The following is a 20,936-nucleotide window of genomic DNA, read 5'->3' as shown; positions in this document are numbered from 1 at the left end:
TTTTATGGTCTTATTAGTGAAATTTTTTCTCAGCTTTCAGGCGAAAATAATGATTTTCGTCTCTTTTTGAAAAAGTGCGGGCTGGATGTCCCCCCGCAATTTCTAGCGGACCAATATCCTTAACGACCACACTGCCTGCTTGCACTATGGCCCCCTCTCCAATGGTAACACCTCCTAAAATTGTTACATTTTTTCCTATCCACACATTTTCTTGTATAGTCGTGTCTTTAATTATATAAGTATTATCATAAGGTAATGATTCTCCCCTATAATTGTGCACCTGAGTAATAATAGAGCAACCTTTACCGGAATGAAAATTATCTCCGATTACGACCTTACCCCTGCCTAGTACCTTAAAACCATTAAAATTTACATTTGCACCAAGAAGTGTGTTCTTTGTCAATCTAGTATATCCAAATGCTTTTAGGCTCTTGAATTCTCCACAGCTTCTTTTGGCAAGAAACGAAAATATTACCTGTAAAAATTTCTTTATCAAACTTCTAATTGAATTCATTTAAAAAACATGCTTTGTATTTATCCGCTACCATAGTCCAATCAAAATCTTCCTTACATCTTTGGGAAAGTTTTTTCCTGTTGGGGTTATCAATTTCAAGCAACTTAGATGTTTTTAAGTTGACAAACTTAACACTATCATCATATTCCCTTCCAACGCATACGGTTCCTTTAATATCTTGGTTTGCCATAACCGGCAATCCACAACATAGCGCCTCAAAAACGACCAGAGCCTGACCTTCAGAAGTACTTGGGTGCGCGTAAATATCCGCAGCCGAATAATATTGATACAGCATATCATGATCTACATAATTAATAACCTTTATTTCAAAACTGCTAACGCTTTCCTGGTAGTTTAAAATAATGTTTTTGCTTTCCTCCGCCTCAAACTTCCCAATAATCCAGTAATGTCCTTTAAAATTGTTTCTTATCAAATATTCAATAAAACCAGCATGGTTTTTCCTGTGCGTTAGCGCCCCAACTGAAATGAAAATTTTGCTGTTTTCATCTATGTTATAACGGTTTCTCAGCTTTTTTCGCTCTTCAGAACTATATTTGAATTTTTTTACGTTTACCCCATTTGATATTATGGAAGATTTGTCAGCTACGATCTTTAGTTTATTCTCTCCCTTAGATTTCATCTCCGGGGTTAAATATATTGCCTTTTTAACCCATGGTACGCTGTTAAAATAAAGCTTTTTAATGTCCAAACCTCTTTTTTTATTCGCTTCAATACTGTTTTGGTCGTCGTACATAAATCCATGAAAGGAATAAAACACGTCCCTACCAATATCTAAATTTTTCAAGATTGGGGCAAACATAATTCCATGTGCATTGATAATATCGGGCTTTATTTTTTTAATATAATGCTTTAAAATTACAAGATAAGAAAGGTTTTTTATGGGTATAACACCGAATTTATTTTTGAACTCTCCATATAACCTGAAAAACCTAATCGGAGAATTTAAAAATTCCTTTATCAAAAATATGACAAGTATGGGATATGAGTATCCAAGTAATGAAATGCCGTTGATTTTTTTACCCTCCCCACTATTTAAGTTGGTTGCATAAATATACACATCAAATTCACCTTTTAAATGACCAACTATCTCCATTATTACATTTGCTACACCAGTTGTATAGCTACCCCCATATTCCTTAGGCACTTGGCCCAATATTAAAAGTTTTTTCATCTAGATCAAATAGTCCGCATACAAGTACACAATTGCTCCAAGAGCTATAATAAATAAATCATCCAATATATAATTCCTTCTGTCTTCTAATTTCGTGTTTATAGACCACAGGTTTATTTTACTTCTCAAATACATCATTATGGAGGTACAAAGTGCAAAATATATGACTTCAACACCTAGTGCATATAATACAACCATAACTAAAATGAATATTAACAGTATAATGTAGTTATTCTTGATATAGTGCTTATCAAGCCCAAGCGTTTTCAAGTAATTATTTTGAATGACATTGATTTTAATGTTATAAACCATTCCGATATAAAATAGAGCGATTATTGGTATGCTTTTAATGTATTTGGGGTAAAAATATTCAACAAAATGAAATATACATATTAAATAGAAGAAAAGCACTAAAGAAAACAAGGTAGTTACTTTCATTAGCTGTCTATGCTTTTTAGTTAAATCCCGTTTGTATTCATCAAATAAATAGGGAAGCAAAACCGTGGCTACCGAATTAACGAAGGTATTGGTCAACACAAAAAACATACCTCCAAAGGAATAGTACGCAAACAGTTCAACCGAATAAAAAAAATTGATGAACAGCTTGTCAATATTGGTATTTATTTGGTGTCCAAAATTTCCAGCAATTAGTTTAACACCTCTGTTATAAACAGGTTTTATAAAGTCAATTTCAGGTTTTCCAATTCCTATAACTTTGATTTGCGATCTTGAAAAATAAGAATAGATAATAAACGAAACCACAATGGAAGCCAAAAAAGCCATAAGTATTGTTACAAAATCAGCTTCCTCATAGAACAAATAAATAAGGATTAATAATACTAAGAAAAGAGTTTCCTTAATAATCTTCATTAGGCTAACTATATTGAATCTTTTTTGTGCCTGAAAAAGCACATCATAATAGGTGTTTATTATAAAGAAAAAGGAAGTAAAAGCCAGACACAATAGAACAACTTTCAATGGGAAATCAAAAAATAAAGAAACACCTAACATTGCAATTAGCACCATAAACTGTTGCCCTATTAAAAAACTATAATAAATATGGTTTTTCTTGGTTTCGAAAACTTCCTCCCCACAAAGAGCTATATAAATGCCGTCTTTTAACCCAAAATGTAGTAAACTTGTGTAGGAAAGATACAAGGTAAAGGACTTATACAAGCCATAATCCCCAACCGAAAGGAACTTTGGCAAAAAAAACTGAACTGCAACTACAGGTATCAATGCGATTAAGCTCCCTGAAAAAAAAATCGCGATATTCTTGAAAATGGGGCTTTTTCTTATTCTATTAATCAAAATAAATCTCACTTATGCTTTTAAATCCTTAATTTGAGATTAATAATACCTCAAAAATATTTCATTCGGTACTCCTATCGCGTAACCTTTTTCTATACAGTAATCAATTAATAAAATAAGCTCCTCCTCTTTTTTAGAGTTTTCATCTATACTATGCGTATAAAAAACAACGGGTTTCTTCTTTTGATAGGCAATATCAGCTAACCACTTCGCCTTTTGTAATGTTATTGATTCTAAGCCTACTCGCGTCATTTTGTATGGCTTTTTAGCTTCTATATCTATTGGGTTTAGTCCATTCGATTTTGTGAAACCGTATTCATAATTTCCCAATAAAGGAACAAAATCATCATGCATTATTGACATTGGGGTTACCCAGCCATTTACTTTACAGTTCAATTCCCTGAGGTAATATAAGGATTGAACTATTTCTTTTTTTGCATCATTGACGTCAAGCTCATTGGAAGACATTTTGAAATGGTTAACCGAATGGGAAAGTATTTCAAAGCCATCGTCATTCAACTGCTTGATTTGAACCGAATCCAATCTATTGTTTACACCTACCAAGCGTTTAACAATTGCAAACCCGCACTTAATATTCCTTTCGTCAAAAATTGGCTTAACCACCTTAAAATGATTTTCCCATCCGTCATCAAATATAAATGATACAATAGGTTTTACTTCTGTCTTATATTTAGCTGACTGACATGACAAAAAAAGGATTATAACCAATATGGACAGACTGACATACCCCCCATGTTTTTATTTATATTACTTTCCATTGAAAACTTGCGCTGTGTATGCTTTTAACCTTAACAGGTTTATGTAATCACCAAATATATTACTTGCCTTTGGTTTTCCTAACCCTGGGATGGGATGCGGTCAACTAGAAATGAATGGCACCAGACTACTGTATTATCTTCAAATTTCCATTTAAAAATAACTCCACCAAATCGATATTATTCTCAAAAATTATTCTTTCAACGAATTCCCTAAAAACACCATCTCCTCCATTTTTGTTTAACTGCCAGTCAACAATTTTCTTTATATAGTCAGGGGCGCTATCTGGACATGCACTTAAGCCCGCTTTTAAAAGCACATTATAGTCATTAATATCATCTCCGATATAGGCTAATTGGCTCCATCCAATCCCTAATTCACTTATTAGTTTTTCAATAGTGCTTACTTTGTCTTTTACCCCTAAAAAGATGTAATCCATTTTGAGCTTTTCCCCTCTCCTTTTTACCGATTCTGTACTCTCCCCAGTTATAATGCCACATGGTATATCGAGCAGTCTTGCAAATAAAACCCCGGCACTGTCATAAGTGTTGAACTTCTTAAATTCATTGCCCGATTCATCATAAAACATACCGCCATCCGTCCAAACACCATCTATATCAGTAAGTATTAACTTTGGTAACATTCTCTCGGGTATTAAATAAAATGTTCTTTATAAATAATTTCGTCCTTTGGAATGTCCTTTGTTAATTTTTTCCCGATTACCAAATTTTTATCTGCCCATTTAAAACCGTCTCCAGGGCTTAGCATATGCAAATCCTCCACGGTGATAACTTTACCCGCTTTTAAATTTTTGTTAGATGCGATTGACCTTTCCAATTTTTCCCTTGCCACTTTTACACTCTCCTCAATCACCATTTTTTCCTTGCCTAAAGCAAGTTCAAGGTTTCTTAGGTCTCTCACCATTCGGTAAATCCCATCAATGGCCAATGAGCCTTGTTGGTCAGTACCTTTCATTTGTCTATCAAGAGTAATGTGTTTTTCTATAATTTTAGCGCCCATAGCAACGGCCGCAATTGGAGTTGCAATACCTATTGTATGGTCTGAGTATCCAATTTTAAAATGTGGATAGTTCTTTTGGAGATAAGTTATCGTTCTGAGATTTACATTTTCGTGCCGTGTGGGGTATTCAGATACGCAATGGAGAATCGAAACATCAGAATGATATCTAGTAATTTCATCCAAGGCGTTATCCAATTCCTCTCTTCCTCCCATGCCAGTAGATAAAATAATGGGTATTTTAGTTTCTGCCAACGCAGCAAGAAGTGGTAAATTAGTTAAATCCCGTGAAGCAACCTTCAATTTATCAGGAGTAAAAAGCTTTAACATACTTAAACATCCCACCGCACACAATGTTTCAACAAAATCTAATCCTTTGGATTTGGCGTATTGGTATACCTCATGGTGCTCTTCGTCACTTAATTCCAGAAATGCTCTATGCTCACCATAGGTTTTGCCAAAGGAGTGTTTCGTGTCATAAATTCGATTCATTTGGGAAGCCGAAAGTTCTTGAGACAAATCTCTTTTGGTTAGTTTAACCGCATCCATCACTTTCAGCTCCTTACCAAAGAGTTTATCATGTATAGGCCTTGAGACTACTTCAATCAAAAGTTTAGCTATGTCAACTGAACCATTATGATTCTGACCTATTTCACCAATTATATATGCCATTTAAAATTTTATTTTTTTTCTAATTATGTATTCTTGATTCGCTAGCTTTGACAAAAAATCTGAAAATTTTATTTCCTCACCCCCAGCCAATTTTATCATTTTATTTTCATCTTCCCTTTCTAATTTGTCTATCCTTTTGATGATATCACTAAATGAAATATGATAAAGGTTATCACTATTTAGCTCTTCAATTAGTGTATAGGCCCTATCCAAATCTGCCGGATAATCTATAGACAAATTAATGTATTTTAAATTCTCCACTTCAGACTCTATATCCAAACAACCCTTTCTTGCTGTTTCGTCCTCCAAAACAAATTGGGTGAGATATTCTGACATCATTGGGTTCTCCATCCCTAAGTATAGTTTCCATAAATATTTCGTAGAAAACAACTCAGCGGAAACGCCAAAGGGAACATTGTTAACTCGTACGTAGTCCAAATTATTATCCCACATTAGCTGAATCATTTCATCAATAAAGTCAATGTCGGTAAATGGGTTATCTCCGGTAACCCTAAAAATTGCTCCAAGTTCTTCCTCGAGGGCTAACGAAAGCATTCTATCAATTACTGACACCGGGTGCCCGAGGAAAACACAATGATCATGCTCTTGTGCAAACTTTACCAATTCTTGATCCTCATTAAGTGGTGAAGTAGCTAAAAACACAGAAGTAAGCTTTTTTGACATTTTCAGCCGTTTGTACAAAAAATCTATAACAAAAGTGTCGTGAAAAGGCTTTAGCACTTTTAAAGGCAACCTTTTAGATTTCAACCTTGCAATTAATGCTACTCCAACTTTTTGTGAATCCAGAGAATCTAATCTATGGGTCATAAAATCCATGCCCTTATCAGCCCTCATATAGTTCCCGCTTTCCAAAACTTTTTTATACATCACATCTCTGTACTTCAATTCAGATTCCATCGGGTGCTTCATTTTTATGCCCAGAGCCTTTTCGTAATGCTTTATATTTGATATCATAGCTCCAAATTCATTCGGATATAGAGAGACCTGATAATCGAAGTTCCTGTTGTTTCTTGTTAGCGTGATGTGTTTTTCTAGAAAAGAACATCCTTTTGCTAAAGCCATCAATGGAATTTTCTCTGTATCCAAGGAATGATCCGCCAAACCAATTTTATACTGCGGAAAATATTCTTTAAAGTAGTCAAGGGTATTCAGGTTCAAATCTTCGATCTCGGTCGGGTAATTACTAAATCCATGAATTAAACATTTTACCCTATCACCCAATTTATTGATAGCAAAGTTAATTTCGAGATTGGTAGCGCATTGCGTTTCAAGAATTAAATCAACATTATTCAGTGCAACAAGTCTTTCCAGTAACGAGATGTTTGTTATATCAGTAGCATGAATTTTTAACAAATTAAAATCATGGTCGAGACACAAATCCAGAGATGGTATGTCCAAAATACAAGGAATTACATCCAATTCTATTTGTTTGGCAAAAACAAAAAACTCTTTCCATTCATTAAAACTTAGAGTGTTTTCTTTATAAATATCGTATTTAGAGTATTCTTTTACACAAAAAGCAGATACATCCATTACTTGTACAGTAAAGAAATCCGTCCCATTATTTTTTGCTTCGAGAGCTAATTGCTTTAAATAATCTAAACTTCCATTATGATTAAAAGCACTTTCTGCTATAACTTTCATTATTCTAATAAATTAATATCGTTTTTGCACTCTCGTATTTTCTTCTAGTTCTATCATACATTAAGCAAAAATAACATAATTGAAAGGTTGTTAAGTTAATATTTTATTATTAATGTCAACTTTTGTTCTTTGAAATCATCATTGTATCCATTTCCTTAAATGCATTTGATAAAAATTTATTTTTTGACCCTAGGGTGAATTTCTATTTAATTGCAATTTACCAACTCTTATTATTATTATTATTTAATACACTGTATCTAGGTCTTTGAGCAAAGGTTTTGTAAGCCTCGCTCCTTTCAATCTTTGTGTCTTCAATGTCATTTTCTTTTGCAATTTCTTTGGCAAAATCATACCATGTCATTTCAGTTTCGTCAGAAAAATGATATAGCCCATAATTCTTACTACTTGAAAGTATGAACTCATAAATGAAATTGGAAATACTTATTGTATTCGTCGGGCAGCTTTTTTGAGCAGATGTAATAGAAAGCCTTTCTCCTGCCTTAGCTTTATTCAAAACGGTTTTATAAAAGTTCTTGCCGTATTTTTTACTGTATAGCCAGGACGTTCTTATTATAAAATAAGCGTCCATCGTTTGGGCAATATATTGCTCTCCTAACAATTTCGATTTCCCATACTCATTTATGGGGTTCGTTTTGTCGTTTACCGTATAGGGTTGATTCTTAATGCCGTCAAAAACATAATCGGTGGATATGTGTATTAAAACCACATTGTGTGCTTTGCTAGCTTCCGCCAAATACTTCACCGCTTCACTGTTAATCAAATATGCAGGCTTAGGCGTTTTTTCAGCTTGCTCTACATTGGTATAGGCCGCACAATTGATACAATAATCGAATTTTGACTTTTTGATGAAGCTGGTAACCTGCTGTTGGTCCGTAATATCCAGTGCCTCTTTAGACGCAAACGTGAAATGGATATTATCATTATTATCGGCAAAAAGTTCCTCAATCGTTTTGCCCAATTGTCCATTCGCACCGGTTACCAAAACTTTAATGCTCATCTATAAGCGATTGAAACGTTGGTAGTATTGCATCCTTTTCTGAAAGCAGAAGTTTATCAAATGGGTATTGCCAGTCAATATTCAATGTTGGGTCATTGAATATAATGCCACTTTCCGATGCTTTGTTGTAATAATTGTCGCATTTGTACGAAAAGATTGTATTGTCTTCCAATACTAAAAACCCGTGGGCAAATCCCCTTGGAACATACATCTGTTTGTTTTCAAAATCATCCAATATAATTGACACATGCTGGCCAAATGTTGGTGATTCCTTCCTAATATCAACACATACATCCAGCACCTTTCCCCTTATTACGCGAACTAACTTTGCTTGGGCATGCTCGCCTTTTTGGAAGTGCAGGCCTCTCAGCGTTCCTTTTGAAGATATGGATTGGTTGTCCTGTACAAATTTTGTTGAAATACCGGTCTTTTCCTTAAAAGATGCCTCATTGTAAGACTCAAAAAAGCTCCCCCTATTGTCTTTAAAAACATGAGGTGCCATCACAAAACAACCCTCCAAACCTGTAGTTTCTATCCTCATCAGCTAAACCAATTGTTGTAAGTATTGTCCGTAACCACTTTTTAACAAGGGTTTGGCGAGTTCCATTAATTGCAGTCTATTTATATACCCCATTTTATATGCCACCTCTTCAATACAGCCAATTTTTAGGCCCTGTCGTTCTTCAATAACCTCCACAAATTGGGAAGCTTGCATTAACGAGCTAAACGTGCCGGTATCCAGCCAAGCAATGCCTTTATCCAAAACCTGAACATTCAAAAGTCCTTTGGCGAGATATTCCTTGTTTACGTCCGTTATCTCCAATTCTCCTCTTGCGCTGGGTTTCAGATTACGAGCAATGTCAACAACCGTATTGTCATAAAAATAAATGCCTGGGACGGCAAAATTCGATTTTGGGCTTTGAGGTTTTTCTTCAATGGAGGTAACCCTATTATTCTCATCAAAATCAACTACCCCATAGCGCTTTGGATCCTGCACATGGTAGGCGAAAATGGTGCCTCCTGTTGGATTGTTTGCGCCCATTAATATTTTGGATAATCCTGAGCCATAAAAAATATTATCTCCCAGAATAAGGGCCACTTTATCATTACCGACAAAGTCCTCTCCAATAATAAAGGCTTCGGCGAGTCCATTTGGTTCTTCTTGGCTGGCATAGGAAAAAATACATCCGTACTTATTTCCATCGCCCAAAAGCTTTTCAAACAATGGTACATCCCCTGGAGTGGCTATGATCAAAATTTCTCGAATTCCAGCAGACATTAATACTGAAAGTGGGTAATATATCATAGGCTTGTCGTAAACAGGCATCAATTGTTTACTTACCACTTTTGTGAGTGGATACAAACGTGTTCCTGAGCCTCCTGCCAAGATTATACCTTTCATCTTTAATATATAATGTTATTCCCTACTCAAGTGTAATGACCAGATTATTAAATCGGTTGGTCCTCAATATATTGTTATTGGGCCTTTCACATCAACTGTATTGCTTTTCGTAATAAGTTAAATAGGCTTTACTAATCACATTTTGAAGCCATTGGGCATTATTCAAGTACCAGTCAATAGTTTCATCAAGTCCTTCTTCGAAGGTTACAGTCGGTTTCCATCCCAGATCTTCATTAATTTTTGAAGCATCAATGGCATATCGTAAGTCATGCCCAGGACGGTCCTTTACATGAGTTATCAATTGTTCGGATTCACCCTGATTTCTGCCCAATTTCATGTCCATCTTACGGCATAATAGTCTGACTAAATCGATATTCTTCCACTCGTTCCATCCTCCAATATTGTAGGTCTCTCCTGTTTTACCTTTGTGTAGCACTAGGTCAATGGCCATGGCATGATCCTTTACAAATAGCCAATCTCGGGTATAATTACCATCTCCATAAACCGGGAGCGGTTTCTTGTTGATAATATTATTGATAAATAATGGAATCAACTTCTCTGGAAACTGGTTTGGCCCATAATTATTTGAGCAATTTGACACAATATACTGAATGCCATATGTTTCCCCATAGGCCCTAACAAAATGGTCCGAACTAGCTTTTGAAGCCGAATATGGAGAATTGGGCTGATACGGTGTGTTTTCCTTGAAAAGGCCTTCTTCTCCTAAAGTGCCATACACCTCATCAGTACTTATATGATAGAAGATTTTATCTTTCAGCTTTTCCTCCCCATAAGCCCTGAAAGCATTCAATAAATTGATAGTCCCCAAAACATTTGTTTTTGCAAATGACGTTGGGTCGTTAATTGATCTATCTACATGCGATTCTGCGGCCAGGTGGATTACCGCGTCAAAATCGTGATTTGAAAATAAATTATCTATGAAACTTTCGTTTGTAATATCTCCTTTTATGAATGTACAATTTGCCTTTCCCTCAATATCCCTGAGATTTTCTAAGTTTCCTGCATAGGTAAGAGCATCCAAGTTATAGATATGATAGCTTGGATATGAGGACGAAAATAGCCTAACAACATGTGAGCCGATAAAACCCGCTCCTCCAGTTATTAATACTTGCATTACCAGGTTTTGATTAAACGTTCACTCTCTTTTTGCAAATAATTACTTAAACCGAGCACTGCAAAAATCAAAAATGTAATTAATAATAGAAGTATTGGTATTCTAACCTTACCCATATCTGTCAGTTTTCCAATTCCATATCCCGCCTCAGGGAATTGCGAAATTATATTCACTATATATTTATTTTCAATATAATTTGAATAAAGATCAAGTTTTTGATTTTCTATTTCCAGCCTTCGCTCAAGTAATTCTGTTTCTTTAATCAAGAGGTTATCTTCTTTTTGGCTGGCTGCTAAAAAAAGATTTGTCCCTGACCCTGGTTGGTTTCTGTCCCGTTCAGATTCTTTTCTACGAATATCTAGATACACATTTTTCAGCGAGTCTATTGCACTCCTTTGATCGTTCAGAATCTCCTCCCTTCTATTCAAGTTATCTAACGTCACCTGTCTAATTTCGTCCAAATAAATATTATTTGCCAACTGCTTCTCTAATCCCCTATTTAGTTTACCAAAAACAAACTTATCCGAAGACACCAATTTGATTTGGTGCGTTCTGAAACTATGTGAAGTTAACCCGTCAATGTAATCATTGTAGGTAAAAGTACTTTTGGTCAAAGAATCCAGTTGTGCTCTAAAATCTGAAAACAGCTTCATCTTGTCGTTTTCGTCAATGTTGGGTTCAATTGAAAAACTTTTAATTGAGGCTGCTTCATTTACTGAAATGTTCAGGCGGTTCGCCAACTCAACAGAGTCTCTGTCAATAGCAGCCAATTGATTCAGGTAGCTGATATTCTCGTAAACCTGTCTGGCCGAATCGTAATTAGTCTGTACTTGCATATTTGCCCCATAGAGATAGTCTGAATTTTTATCAATGAAATAGCCAATAACTAATCCAACAATAGCCACCGAAACGTACCATTTAAGCCTTTTAAAAAAATGTATAAGCACTAACAACAAAACATCATAAAGCCATTGAAAAACCCTGACTATAGAAGCAAAAAGTTTTTCAAAAAGATTTCCAATTATTTTGAATAAATGCCCAATATCCATTTCTTCGTTCTGCTGAGGCTGTTGTCGTAAATCTTTACTCATTTTACTTCTTTTAGTTTAATATTTGTTCTAGTATAGTTCGGGTTATCAAATAGGTTGGTTTTACACCAGAGGCGCCTAAACCTCCAGAGGCTAACGTGCTTCCCGTTTTTAGTGGATTATCACTGGCGTAATAGGCGTATCTTACTTTTACCCCCGGCTTAATATTTTTTCTCACTTTTGAAGCGGCCTGAATAGCTTTTTGATAATGCGCTCCCTCCATTTCCAAGCCAATTACGCTCCATGTGGATTTGTGAAAGAACTTTAAAATATCCTTGTTTTGCAACGATGTGCCAAGAACTGTGATCATTGAACCCTCGCAAACATTAATTCCTTTACCCTTCAAATCTTTCTTTTTCAATTCGTTATCAAAAGGATAATTGTCCGCAGTACCCTCAAAAATGTGAGCCGATGGAATCATAATATCTCCTTTATTGCCATCTAAAATTCCCGCCTTTCCCATAATGGAAATAGACTCAACGTCCAAGTGCTCATTACCTCCGTTTAATTTAAGCGGCTTCAATAACTCATCCATAGTTTCATAGGCCTGCTCGCCAAATGCATAATCCATGACCAATATAATGGGTTTTTTTGAATTGACTAACCTGCTGTTTACTGTAATGTCAAGTTTTGACTCATCTATTTTATCAGTGTCAAATATTTGAACATCAATATTTGCCCCAGATGTATCCTTAATATAAAGCATCCCTTCTTGTAACGCCTCCTCGTGTACTTTATTTCTTAGGGCAACACTTTCTTTGCTACTCAACACTTTATAGAGGTCAAAAGCATCTTCCGAATCCACTGCACCTTTAAGTGCGCATGGTGCAAAAAGCGTATTCATAACACTATGCATGTTAGCGCTTATAATATGCATGGGGCGATGTAGCAACTCATACTTGTGCAGTGTGTTCTTAATATTAGTGGCCCATTCTTCTCCATGTATATGGTGGCCCAAACGTTCCCTTAGTACCGGGCTAAAAGTAATAGCTCGTTTATTGCTCGAGATTTGTTCTTCAATAGATAGCTTGCCTAGCCAATAAATAATATTCAAAAAACGCTCGGGTTGACCAGGGATGGCAAATTCTTCATAAATTGAAGTCACCTCGTTAAACGTCCTTCCTAAAATATTGCTAGTGTGTGTAATGGCAACTTCGCGTTCCTTTTGCGTTAATTTTTTTGTGGATTTTACCGCCCGCTCCAATTTTACCCAGTCACTGGTCGTTGAGCCAATATCGTCCACCAAAACACGGTTGCTGATTTTAAGCGATTCAATAAAGAGGAAGGTCAAATGGGTAAGTATATCGTAAATCTCGGAGCGACCGCGGGTAATTTCAATATTCATCTGCTCATCATCGATACGGTAACAGTTTCTGCGTCGCTTCTTGGGTACGATCGGTTTAAAAAGCGATTCGGAATAGCCCTCATCGCTCGTTAAATTGATTATGGAACACTCCTCAATACCCTGAGGCAACCTATCAATAACATAAAGCAACCCATCAAGTTCAGCTTTTTCCTCGGCTATAGCACCGTAAATTTCCGGTCGCAACAATAATAACGACTGCCGAAGGGTATCTCCCGAAACACCCATTGGTTTATAAAAGCCACGATTGAAGAGATGGCGCATGGTAATGTACATCCTTTCAATGGCGTTAGAACTTTCCTGGGCACGGGTTCTTTTATGGCGCTTAATAGGTTTCATGGTGCTAGCGGATGCAAATGTAATACTATTTTGTGGAAGGTAAGTGAGAAAATGCCTCAACTATTTTTCTATCGTTCGACAGCCTAGGTATTTTGTTCTGGCCACCCAATTTCCCGATGGTTTTCATGTAGTCCTTAAATCCTCCCTTATGTACTTTTTTTATTTTCAATGGTTGCAATACCTTTCCAGAAATTAAATCGAAATAATAAGTGTTTTGGTTTTGGAGGGATTCGTCAATTTTTTTGGCGAAAGCCGTCATATTCTTTGGCTCATTTTCAAACTCGATAAACCATTCGTGATATGGCAACCCAGTCTCGGGCGTAATTTGTGGGGCTACCGTAAATTCGGTGACACTGACATCAGTATCCTTTATAGCGTCCTGCATTGCCTGTTCTACTTCTTTACCAATCACATGTTCGCCGAAGGCTGAAATAAAATGTTTTATTCTTCCGGAAACGATAATTTTGTAAGGTTTAATGGAAGTAAACTCCACAGTATCCCCCACATTATAGGCCCAAAGCCCCGCATTCGTTGAAATAATCATCACATAGTTTACCCCAACCTCAACGTCCTTAATCGTAATGCGGTTTGGGTTTTTATTAAAAAACTCATCAGCTTTAACAAACTCATAGAAAATGCCCGAATCCAATTGCAACAGCATACCTTTATCGCTCTGTTTATCCTGAAAGGCAAAAAAGCCCTCACTTGCCGGATATAACTCAATGCTGTCTACTTTTCGGCCAATTAAATTTTCAAATTTTGCGCGATACGGTTCATAATTTACACCCCCATAAATAAAAAGGTTGAAATTTTTAAAAATATCGCCCACTTTTTTGCCCTTTTTTTCCTGTAGCTTTTCAAAGTACATCTGGACCCATGACGGAATGCCTGCAATTACCGTCATATCCTCATTTAAAGTTTCGTCAACAATTTTGTTAACCTTGGTTTCCCAGTCCTCAATACAATTAGTTTCCCAAGATGGCAATCGATTACTTTGAAGATATTTGGGTACATAATGAGCGGAAATACCTGAAAGCCGTCCAATAAAAATGTCATTCTTTTTGGTCATTTCGGGGCTGCCTTGCAAAAAGATCATTTTACCGTCCACAAACTTCGTATTGCCAGTTTCATTTATGTAAAGCAAAATTGCATTTCGAGAGGCTTTCACCTGCGCCTCAATAGACGGTTTGGTTATGGGGATGTATTTTACTCCAGAAGTAGTACCAGAAGTTTTCGCAAAATAGAGCGGTTTGCCCTTCCAAAGGATGTCCTTTTCACCTTTCACCACGCGCTCTACATAAGGCTTTATCCCTTCGTAATCCCGTATTGGTACATACTTTACAAAATCTTTGTGCGAACGTATTTTGGTGAAATTATGGTCATTTCCAAAAACAGTTTTTGCGCCTTTTTTGATGATATCCTCAAATACCTTCTCTTGTGTTTTAATAGGATTGTTGGCCCACTTTTGAATTTTGTTGTAAATGCGTTTTGCAAATGGTTTAGCCAGTGCTGATTTTATCGAAATCATTTATTCAAAATCTATAAAATTAGTGGGATTGATGGGGTAACCATCACTCCAAAGTTCAAAATGCAGGTGTGGTCCGGTAGAAAACTCGCCCGTATCTCCAGAGGTGGCAATTACTTCGCCCGCTTTTACCAAATCACCTTGGGATTTGGTAAGTGTGGCGTTGTGCTTGTAAATTGAAATCAACCCGTAACTGTGTTCTAAGATAATAACATATCCCGTGCCCGCTGTCCATTCTGAAAAAACTACGATGCCATCTGCAGTTGCCTTTACCGGAGTATCCTCGGCCACCGCGATATCGACTGCGTAATGCTTGTCCTTAATGTTGTAGGGTTCGCTAATAGTACCTGTTACAGGTGGAAACAATACAAAATTGGCCACCGAAGTTGCCGATTCAAACAGATTGTATTTGTCTTCTTTATCCACCTTTGCGCGCAATAAGGAATCCTCTTTTGTTGGACTTAAGTCAACCTCACCAATCTCAAGTTTTGTGGCTTGAATTATGGAATCCCTGTTGAGGTTCTTCGAACCAACATCCCCTCTAAGTACGCTTTTTATTGAACTAAAATACAGCTCGTTCATGGCCAGAACTTGTTGCAATGAATCGGTTTTAAAACTTAAATCCGTCGCCTTCTTTTTTAGTGAAGTGGACGAATAGCCAGGAATATATTCCTTTAAAGGGGTGTAAGCAATAAGAAGAATGGTGAAACACACTAAAATGATGCTAGATAAAGTAACGACCACAAAAACATTCAACCGAGTCAGTTTAATGGACAATCGTTCCTCAAACGTGTTTTCGTTCAGGACGACCAAGCGGTATTTGTCCAGCAATCTTCTTTTTATCCGTTTCGGTTTTTTTTCGCTCATATTGGTTTGCTAAAATAAATAAAATTATCGCAAGCCATTGTTTTATATAAACCTATGCAATGCGATATCCTGTTAAAAAACGACATTTTTAAACTTTAATTATTAACTTTGTAATCTAAATACGATATTATGAGTTTATTTATGTTGCCATTGGCCATAGGGGCGCCCCAGATCATTTTAATTGTGGTGGTGGTGCTACTTTTGTTCGGTGGTAGAAAAATTCCAGAATTGATGCGTGGCCTTGGAAGCGGTATTAAAGAATTTAAAAATGCCAGTAAGGACGAGGACGCCGAAAAAGATAACGCTAAGTAGTTGAAAATCTTTATAAAATCGAAAACCAACATGTTAAATGTTGGTTTTTTTTGTGTATTAAAACACCCTCAGGGCAATCTTCAAAAAATACTTCTGTCCTAGTCGTTAACTTTAGAAACTTTAATCTCCAAAACTGGCACATCCCGTTTGCCCATAGCTTTGCCCATATAAACCAATTTAAAGCCTTCATCAATGGTGTTAATTGGCTTGTTGAATGCTGGAAGAATCTCTAAAAATCCTTTTTTGTCCTTTACTAAAAGTGGGATAATTTCATCATCATTATTTGTTATCTCTATTAAGTCTTCAAAGTGTTGATCGTTTTTGATGCCGACTTCATAAATTCTGGGGTATTTACGAGCTACTTCAGAAAATGAATTAAAACCGTCCGTTAGAGAAAACAAACCTTCTTCATTTTCGATTTCTCCCTTTTCCAATTCATCGGCCATCAATAGCCTATAATAACCGCTTTCACCAAACTGATCTTGAAATCTATTGATAGCATAATTGTTTATGTCCTTACTACCGGTCAATGCCATCAAAAATCCCACGTCATTCAATTCAATATTGTTACTCAATTCTTCGGAATAAATATCTGTATTAATCGCCTCTAAACGGCGTTCTTGGGCTAATTGTATATTGGTCTGATTGGTATCAATGAGTACCACATGTCTTCCGTTATTTTCCAAATACTCCCCAATCAATCTTGAAAATTGCGAGGCACCAACAATCAAAATCCCCTCAGACCGTTTAAGAAACACGCCCACAATCTTTGCAAACAAACGAGCCGTTGTAGCGTTGAGCAATACTGTACCCAAAACTATCATAAACACCAACGGGGTGATGTATTCTGCACCTTCAACGCCCCTGCTCAAAAGTTTACTCCCGAAAAGTGAAGCAATACCAGCCGCAACAATACCCCGGGGGCCCACCCAGCTGATAAATACTTTCTCTCGTATTCTCAATTTTGAACCAAAAGTACTTGCAAAAACCGCAATAGGCCGCACCAAAAAAACCACCAACGCAAAAAGCAAGGCCGTTTTCCAAGTATAAAGCAATTCCATATCCTTCATATCGATATTAGCTGCAAGCAAAATGAAAAGTATAGAAATCAACAAAACACTTAAGGACTCCTTAAAATATAACAGTTCCTTGATGTTGCTCAATTTACTATTTCCTAAAACCATCCCCATAACTACTACGGCCAATAGGCCTGATTCGTGGGCAAAAACTTCTGACTCCACAAATACCAACAAAACGGTGGATAGCGACACCACATTCAAAAGGTAATGCGGTATCAATTTTTTATTTACGGCAAATGCTAAGGCATGGGCAAAAGTAAACCCAAATGTAGTACCGAAAAGGACTATTTTGCCAAATTCGATTAAGGCCGTTTTTGTGTAACCACTGTCGCCTCCAACACTGATGAACTCAAATACCAAGACCGCCACCAATGCCCCAATAGGGTCAATCAAAATCCCTTCCCACTTCAATACGGTGGATATGTCCTTTTTAAGCGGTATATTTCTGAGGATAGGCGTTATTACCGTTGGTCCTGTAACAATGATCAACGCGGAAAATAAAAACGAAAGTTCCCAGCTGAGATCAAAAATAAAATGGGCCAATAATCCGCCACCAAAAAAGGTAATCGCCGAGCCTAGAGTAATCAATTTTGTTATTACAGGTCCTAAACTTTTTATTTCGGAACGCTTAAGGGTCAAGCCCCCTTCAAAAAGTATAATCGCAATGGCAAGGGAAACAAAATTATACAGACCGTCGCCAGGGAAAAGTCCCCTTTTTACCGTTTCTCCATCCCGGGCTATACCCACATTCCATACAGGTTCAATCCACTTTACGCCGCCTTCGCTCAAATATTCCGCTGCAATGGGGCCTACCAAAAGACCAATTAAAATCAAAGGTAAAATTGCGGGAATCTTAAGCTTCCAGGCCACCCATTGGGCCAATATTCCGAGAATGATAATTCCTGCCAGTTCTAGCATATGTTAGTTTTATTAAATACGAATTTAATCAAAAAGCAGTAATGTGGTAAAAATATATTTCTAGTGAACTTTTTTATGTTGCTCTCATAAGCAATAATCGCAACTTTTCCTTCTAAATAATGACCCTTTCAAGATATTTCTTAATAAATTCATAAGTAGAATGGGGATATTCTTCATATTTCGTAATTTCGCAACCCTATGAAGTTATACCCCATTAATTCTGGCAACTTTAAACTGGACGGAGGCGCCATGTTTGGCGTTGTACCAAAATCCTTATGGAGCAGGACCAATCCAGCCGATAGCAAAAATATGATCGATATAGCGGCACGTTGCCTTCTGATTGAAGACGGAAGCAGATTAATATTGATAGATACGGGGATGGGCAACAAACAATCCGACAAGTTTTTTGGCTACTATTATTTATGGGGAGATGACACTTTAGATTCGTCTTTGAGCAGGTATGGATTTCATCCAAATGACATCACCGATGTGTTTTTAACCCATTTGCATTTTGATCATTGCGGTGGTGCAATTCAATGGAATTCGGATAGAACGGGCTACGAACCAGCTTTCAAGAATGCCAAATTTTGGAGCAACGACAATCATTGGCAATGGGCTACAAAGCCCAATCCTCGTGAAAAAGCATCCTTTCTAAAAGAAAATATTTTGCCCATAGAAGAAAGTGGGCAGTTAGAGTTTACCTCTGTTTCCGACAGGAAAATATCGAAAGATTCGTTATTGGGTTTTGATATTTTTTATGCCGATGGGCATACTGAAAAACAAATGATTCCGATGATTAAGTATCTGGATAAAACCATTTGCTTTATGGCAGATTTGTTGCCTACGGTGGGGCACATTCCCCTACCCTATATTATGGGTTACGATATGAGGCCATTATTAACTTTAGATGAAAAAAACGAGTTTTTGAATTTGGCCGCAGACAATAACTACTATCTATTTTTGGAGCACGATGCCCACAATGAAATCATCACTGTGAAACATACAGAAAAAGGAGTACGCTTGAACCAGATTTACTCCTGTAACGATATATTTAATTAAAAATGACTAATTCTAATAAATAAAATGAGAGCAATTAAACATCTGACATTATTGATTTCGGCAACTGTATTTTTGTATGGTTGCGGTGGGGTTTCGGACATCGTTTCTACACCTCCTGAAAATATTGATTCCATTCCGCTGAAAGTTTCGGAATTGACCGAAGCCGAAAAGCACAACTGGGGGCACTTAGATTTGATAGCAGACACCATTCCAGGGATGAGTGTTGATAAAGCTTATGCCGAGCTTATCAAAAATAGAAAAGGTAAAAAAGTGATTGTAGCCGTCATTGATTCCGGTATCGATATTGACCACGAAGATTTGGACGATGTGATTTGGACCAATAGTGATGAAAAACCGGGCAACGGAAAAGATGATGATAATAATGGCTATATCGACGACGTTCATGGATGGAATTTCTTAGGAGATGCCTATGATGAACAATTGGAATTGACTCGGATATTGGCCAGTGGCAATACCAGCCATCCTGACTATGCCCGTGCTCAAGCAGAATTTGACACGGAATATAAAAAGTGGACCGATAGAAAAACACGTTATGATCAGATTCACCAACAGGTGAAAAATGCCCATGAAACCTTGGTGAAGCACTTCGGTAAAGAGGACTATAGTGCAAAAGAAGTTGCGGTCATAAAATCTGAGGACGAAGCCTTGAACCAGGCCAAGCAAATTGCACAATATATGTTCAGCAACGATTTGGAGTCCCTCAATGAAGCTATTAAAGAAATTGAAGACGGTTTAAAAACCATCAACGACCGTTTAAACTATCACTTAAATAAAGGCTTTCGTGGCCGAAAAACTGGCGATGACCCCGAAAATATAAACGAAAAATTCTACGGCAATGGTAATGTAAAGCATTCTGAAAAGGGTGAAAGCCACGGTACGCACGTTGCTGGAATTATTGCAGCTGAGCGCAACAACGGCAAAGGGGCCAATGGTGTAGCCAATAATGTTGAGATCATGTCTATTCGTGCAGTTCCAAATGGCGATGAATATGATAAGGATGTGGCCTTGGCCATCCGTTATGCTGTGGACAATGGGGCTTCTGTCATCAACGGAAGTTTTGGTAAAAGTTATTCGCCACATAGTGATTGGGTGCGCGATGCTATTGCTTACGCCGCAAAAAACGATGTGGTTTTTGTGCATGCCGCTGGTAACGACAGTAAAAACGTAGATACCGAACCTAACTTCCCAGACGATAATGTTAATGGTAAAGAAATCTCCGATACTTATATACGTGTGGGTGCGTTGGCTCCAAAATACGGTTCAGGGCTTTTGGCTTCTTTTTCTAACTACGGAAAGCAGAATGTAGATGTCTTTGCCCCAGGAGCTCAAGTTTACTCCACAACTCCTGAAAACGAATATGACACCAAAGGCGGCACTTCAATGGCCGCGCCGGCAGTGGCAGGAGTAGCGGCATTGCTTCGTTCGTATTTTCCAAGTTTGAAAGCTTCCCAGGTGAAGCAAATCATTATGGATTCTGGTTTGGAAATCAAAACCAAAGTAGTTGTTGGTGGCAATACCGATGACGTACAGCCTTATGCCGATATCGTAAAATCAGGTAAAATCGTAAATGCCTACAATGCCATGATTATGGCAGCAAAACTTTCCAAATAAAACATTGTATTTTTGGGGTTGTTCTAAAGGAGATATTTCTTTTAGGTCAAC

19 protein-coding genes are annotated in these 20,936 nt (G+C 37.1%); 3 read left to right on the top strand and 16 right to left on the bottom strand.

The window, feature by feature from the left end; all coding sequences use genetic code 11:
* Window positions 1-13: 13 nt before the first annotated feature.
* The 15 genes from ACFSR8_RS01040 to ACFSR8_RS00970 form a co-directional block, all read right to left on the bottom strand.
* Entirely contained in the window at window positions 14-514 is a 501-nt protein-coding gene (locus ACFSR8_RS01040; RefSeq protein WP_380288159.1) for an acyltransferase, read from the bottom strand.
* Complete coding sequence (locus ACFSR8_RS01035) at window positions 501-1,706, bottom strand: glycosyltransferase family 4 protein (protein WP_380288157.1); 1,206 nt, start codon at window positions 1,704-1,706, stop codon at window positions 501-503. The genes ACFSR8_RS01040 and ACFSR8_RS01035 overlap by 14 nt, the downstream gene beginning before the upstream one ends.
* A complete protein-coding gene (locus ACFSR8_RS01030; protein ID WP_380288155.1) occupies window positions 1,707-3,029 on the bottom strand; it encodes an oligosaccharide flippase family protein in 1,323 nt (440 codons plus the stop codon).
* A 27-nt stretch (window positions 3,030-3,056) separates the two neighbouring features.
* Window positions 3,057-3,728, bottom strand: a complete 672-nt coding sequence (locus tag ACFSR8_RS01025) for a polysaccharide deacetylase family protein (RefSeq protein ID WP_380288153.1) — start codon at window positions 3,726-3,728, stop codon at window positions 3,057-3,059.
* Between the two features lie 193 nt (window positions 3,729-3,921).
* Window positions 3,922-4,437: a KdsC family phosphatase gene (locus ACFSR8_RS01020; RefSeq protein WP_380288150.1), complete on the bottom strand. Its 516-nt coding sequence runs from the start codon at window positions 4,435-4,437 to the stop codon at window positions 3,922-3,924.
* Window positions 4,438-4,448: 11 nt separating this feature from the next.
* The gene (locus ACFSR8_RS01015) at window positions 4,449-5,483 is read right to left on the bottom strand and encodes an N-acetylneuraminate synthase family protein (RefSeq protein WP_380288148.1); all 1,035 of its coding nucleotides are present in this window, start codon (window positions 5,481-5,483) and stop codon (window positions 4,449-4,451) included.
* Window positions 5,484-7,148 carry an N-acetylneuraminate synthase family protein gene (locus ACFSR8_RS01010; RefSeq protein ID WP_380288146.1) on the bottom strand — a complete coding sequence of 555 codons (1,665 nt, stop codon included), beginning with the start codon at window positions 7,146-7,148 and terminating at the stop codon, window positions 5,484-5,486.
* Window positions 7,149-7,365: 217 nt separating this feature from the next.
* Window positions 7,366-8,166: a dTDP-4-dehydrorhamnose reductase gene (gene rfbD / locus ACFSR8_RS01005; RefSeq protein ID WP_380288144.1), complete on the bottom strand. Its 801-nt coding sequence runs from the start codon at window positions 8,164-8,166 to the stop codon at window positions 7,366-7,368.
* Window positions 8,156-8,707: a dTDP-4-dehydrorhamnose 3,5-epimerase gene (rfbC, locus tag ACFSR8_RS01000; RefSeq protein ID WP_380288142.1), complete on the bottom strand. Its 552-nt coding sequence runs from the start codon at window positions 8,705-8,707 to the stop codon at window positions 8,156-8,158. Before rfbC ends, rfbD begins: the two co-directional genes overlap by 11 nt.
* Window positions 8,708-8,710: 3 nt before the next feature.
* Window positions 8,711-9,568, bottom strand: a complete 858-nt coding sequence (rfbA, locus tag ACFSR8_RS00995) for a glucose-1-phosphate thymidylyltransferase RfbA (RefSeq protein ID WP_380288140.1) — start codon at window positions 9,566-9,568, stop codon at window positions 8,711-8,713.
* A 91-nt stretch (window positions 9,569-9,659) separates the two neighbouring features.
* Complete coding sequence (rfbB, locus tag ACFSR8_RS00990) at window positions 9,660-10,703, bottom strand: dTDP-glucose 4,6-dehydratase (protein ID WP_380288138.1); 1,044 nt, start codon at window positions 10,701-10,703, stop codon at window positions 9,660-9,662.
* A complete protein-coding gene (locus ACFSR8_RS00985; RefSeq protein ID WP_380288136.1) occupies window positions 10,703-11,794 on the bottom strand; it encodes a hypothetical protein in 1,092 nt (363 codons plus the stop codon). Before ACFSR8_RS00985 ends, rfbB begins: the two co-directional genes overlap by 1 nt.
* A 10-nt stretch (window positions 11,795-11,804) precedes the next feature.
* Entirely contained in the window at window positions 11,805-13,493 is a 1,689-nt protein-coding gene (locus ACFSR8_RS00980) for a DUF6909 family protein (RefSeq protein WP_380288134.1), read from the bottom strand.
* Window positions 13,494-13,518: 25 nt separating this feature from the next.
* A complete protein-coding gene (locus ACFSR8_RS00975) occupies window positions 13,519-15,021 on the bottom strand; it encodes a GH3 auxin-responsive promoter family protein (protein WP_380288132.1) in 1,503 nt (500 codons plus the stop codon).
* Complete coding sequence (locus ACFSR8_RS00970) at window positions 15,022-15,885, bottom strand: M23 family metallopeptidase (protein ID WP_380288130.1); 864 nt, start codon at window positions 15,883-15,885, stop codon at window positions 15,022-15,024.
* 129 nt (window positions 15,886-16,014) lie between these two features.
* Here ACFSR8_RS00970 and tatA point away from each other — a divergent pair, with 129 nt between their 5' ends.
* Window positions 16,015-16,197, top strand: coding sequence for a twin-arginine translocase TatA/TatE family subunit (tatA, locus tag ACFSR8_RS00965; protein WP_186561438.1), 183 nt, complete (start codon window positions 16,015-16,017; stop codon window positions 16,195-16,197).
* 98 nt (window positions 16,198-16,295) lie between these two features.
* On the opposite strand, the gene ACFSR8_RS00960 is transcribed toward tatA, so the two are convergent.
* Window positions 16,296-18,194, bottom strand: coding sequence for a cation:proton antiporter (locus ACFSR8_RS00960; protein WP_380288127.1), 1,899 nt, complete (start codon window positions 18,192-18,194; stop codon window positions 16,296-16,298).
* A gap of 198 nt (window positions 18,195-18,392) precedes the next feature.
* Here ACFSR8_RS00960 and ACFSR8_RS00955 point away from each other — a divergent pair, with 198 nt between their 5' ends.
* Together ACFSR8_RS00955 and ACFSR8_RS00950 are read left to right on the top strand one after the other, a co-directional pair.
* Complete coding sequence (locus ACFSR8_RS00955; protein ID WP_380288125.1) at window positions 18,393-19,253, top strand: MBL fold metallo-hydrolase; 861 nt, start codon at window positions 18,393-18,395, stop codon at window positions 19,251-19,253.
* Between the two features lie 24 nt (window positions 19,254-19,277).
* Window positions 19,278-20,885, top strand: coding sequence for a S8 family peptidase (locus ACFSR8_RS00950; protein WP_380288123.1), 1,608 nt, complete (start codon window positions 19,278-19,280; stop codon window positions 20,883-20,885).
* The last annotated feature ends 51 nt before the right edge of the window (window positions 20,886-20,936 follow it).

It is taken from the genome of Hyunsoonleella rubra, assembly GCF_042684665.1.
In the GTDB taxonomy this organism is placed as follows: Bacteria; Bacteroidota; Bacteroidia; order Flavobacteriales; family Flavobacteriaceae; genus Jejuia; species Jejuia rubra.
Note: the sequence above shows the minus strand (reverse complement) of the source record. Positions and strands in the feature narration are given on the sequence as shown.